The organism is Pararhizobium sp. P1_E7 (assembly GCF_056405855.1).
This window is the reverse complement of record NZ_JBFUBH010000163.1, coordinates 1-2,788: the sequence shown is the minus strand read 5'-3', so window position 1 is coordinate 2,788 and position 2,788 is coordinate 1. Positions and strand designations below refer to the sequence as shown.

Annotated in this window: 3 protein-coding genes and 1 pseudogene; 2 read left to right on the top strand and 2 right to left on the bottom strand. The window is 56.3% G+C overall.

The features are described from left to right. Both repC and AC1D17_RS28355 read left to right on the top strand, forming a co-directional pair. The coding region (repC, locus tag AC1D17_RS28360; protein WP_477568547.1) for a plasmid replication protein RepC at nt 1-322 on the top strand (322 nt) is incomplete at its 5' end. Nucleotides 323-944: 622 nt separating this feature from the next. Continuing rightward, nucleotides 945-1,241, top strand: a complete 297-nt coding sequence (locus AC1D17_RS28355; protein WP_477568546.1) for a hypothetical protein — start codon at nt 945-947, stop codon at nt 1,239-1,241. A 114-nt stretch (nt 1,242-1,355) separates the two neighbouring features. Here AC1D17_RS28355 and AC1D17_RS28350 read toward each other — a convergent pair. Further along, a pseudogene (locus tag AC1D17_RS28350) lies at nt 1,356-1,614 on the bottom strand (site-specific integrase); the annotation flags it as partial. Between the two features lie 45 nt (nt 1,615-1,659). Then, nucleotides 1,660-2,788 (bottom strand): protein adenylyltransferase Fic (gene fic, locus AC1D17_RS28345; protein WP_477568545.1); only part of this gene is annotated, 1,129 nt, incomplete at its 5' end.

Below are 2,788 nucleotides of genomic sequence, written 5' to 3'. Positions count from 1 at the left end.
GATACGGGCTTGCCCCGAGATCGCAATGTATGGGCCGGGCGGTACGATCGGAAGTTGGCGGGAAATGATGGGGGCAGCGGTGGTCGTCCGGTCGATGTTGGGCGTCAGCCCGTCGGCCTATCAACAAGCCTGTGAGGTGATGGGACCAGAAAATGCGGCCGTCGCGGTGGCTTGCATCCTCGAGCGRACAGGGCACATCAACTCGCCGGGAGGGTATCTCCGAGACCTGACACGCAAGGCGGCACGGGGCGAATTTTCGTTAGGGCCGGTTCTCATGGCCCTGCTAAGAGTTCACGGACAAGGCGAGAGAGCAGTGGGCTAGGGCTGCATCAGCGAGACAAAACCCTGACAGCTGTCAGGGTTTTGGTTCACGTGCATTTGTCGCCCGCTCCTGTCGAAGGCAACGACCCGCGATACGTGATTGGCTGATACAGGTGCTGGCCTTTATCGATACGGGCAACGATTCAACGAAGGCTGCCGGCTATCGGGAGACGGTTCGACCGAATGTTTTGCCGGGATTACGGTTCACTTTTGACCACCCAGAAATGGTCGGGTGGCGCATGGCCGAAGGAGACGGCGGGCGAGAAAACTGGCACTCGGCTGCTCCACCGTCTATCGCAAAACGCATCAACTAGGTATTAGCTGCCCGGGGTAGTGCACTGAACCACAAGCGACAGGGAAGTCGAGGGCTGTGTGCCAAGGAGATAAGCCGTTGATAATCTGTGCGCCGACCATCCGAGGAAGCGGTGCGATCACACGTATGTTTCGAAGCCCCGACGACGGTATTCTCGCAAGTACATTCCCGCTACTCACAAAACCTCTCGGACGTGCCGCTTACATGGGGCAACGGATGCGTCAAAGGTTGGCGCTTCACCGACCAAGGGAACTACGGCCCTTCGCCGTCTTTGATGATTTGCGCATGCCAATCATCAAAGACGTGAGCGGTGCAGGAAACGTGGCGACTTGGCACCACGGCAGTTGCAAGTGCCATAGTGCACTCTCCAAAAGAAGAACTCATCATTGTGGCCTTTCTTGATGGCACACTCACGCTGATAAATGCAGCCGACGGGGCAGTCGAAATGGCTGGGCAAGTCACGATCGAAAGCTATCCGACGGTCATCTACTCTATGGATGTGATGGAAGCTTCTTTGGCCGTTGGAACTTTTGATGGACGTATTGCCGTTATTCAAGTTCACGAGCTCCGTGAGCTTGGGAAAACAGGACGTATTGAATTGGGATAAACTGCTCCTCCGTAGGTGAGCCGTCAAAATGTATTCTTCGTGGCGCTCATGCTTTGATGTCCCTTGGCACTGGTTTTCGGGAGTCAACGCTATGTCCACAATAGGTGCCTTTAATCACGGAAGAAGACGAGCGGCCCGTCCGCTTCGTCTCGCGGCGCTGTTATAATATCCTGCGGCCTGTTGCACAGATCGATGGGGCGACTGATCCATGGCTTCCGGCCTCGGTCAGGTAGCCCGAACGTAAACCGTGCGCTGAATACTCCCGCGGCTCGAGCCCGGCCGCAGCCGCCAGCAGCTTGACAATATCATTGATGGCCTGCGGATCGAGCGCGCGACGGGAAACATTCCCCCAGCGATCGATCGCCCGAAAAATTATTTATAGATGGTGAAATCAAAACAACCACATAAGTCGTGCGCATCAAGCTATATTCCTGTCTGACAGCAGTGTCAGTAAAGCAGGGTTGATATAGAGATTTTCACGTCCGGCTTTCACTTCTTCAAGCAGGCTGAGACCGACAAGCGTCTTGAGATAGGTGGATGCAGCCTGCCGCTTGGCGATACCGGTTGTCACGAGATCACCGATCCGGCAGTAGGGATTGACGAAAATGACCTCGGCCAGTTCGCGTGAATAGATCCTGGGTGCATCTCGCCGCAGGCGTTCTGCCGTTTGATCGAGAAGGTCGCGGATCGCCCGAATTTTGGCGGTCGACCATTCGGCGGTCGCGCGGACCGCTTCAAGCATAAATAGTATCCATGGCTCCCAAGCTGCTTCAGCGGTCACCGCGAGGAGAAGGTCATAGTAGGTTCGCTTGTTCCGGATGATGTGGCGGCTGAGATAGAGAACCGGGATTTCCAACAGGCCCTTATCCACGAGGTACAGCAGGTTGAGGACACGGCCGGTACGGCCATTGCCGTCAATGAACGGATGAATGGCCTCAAACTGATAGTGCATGACGGCGAGTCGGATGAGGGGGTCAACCTCCTCTGCCTCGTGGATGAAACGCTCCCAGTTGGAAAGCTTGTTGCGCAGTAGCTCCTGACCTTCGGGCGGCGTGTAGATAACCGCGCCGGTCGCTTCGTTCATCAGTGCCGTGCCGGGTGTTGCGCGGACATCAAGATCGACGCCCTTGATCGTCCGGCAAACTTCGATTGCTGTCGCAGTCGAGAGCGGCCGCTCTGCTAGCGTATGGAAACCTCGGTTGAGGGCTGTGCGGTACCGCAGCGCTTCTTTCGTGGCCGGGTCTGCTTGATTGCCTTCTTCATTGGCGAAACGAAACAATCGGTCGGTCGTTGTAACGATGTTCTCTATTTCGGAACTTGCTTGTGCTTCAAGAAGCGGGATGGAATTGATCAGGACGGCCTGGTTCGGGATCAATTGGCCGGCAATCTTCAGTTCGGCAATAGCTGCGCGCGCGCCGATGCAGGCCCGCAGAATGGCTTTTGATTCAATTTCGGCGCCTGGGGGGAGGGGAGGCAGGTCGTTGTAAGGCCGTTTTGGATCGAATGACATGTCGGCGTTCCGCAGGTTTGTCGACACGTCATGCTGA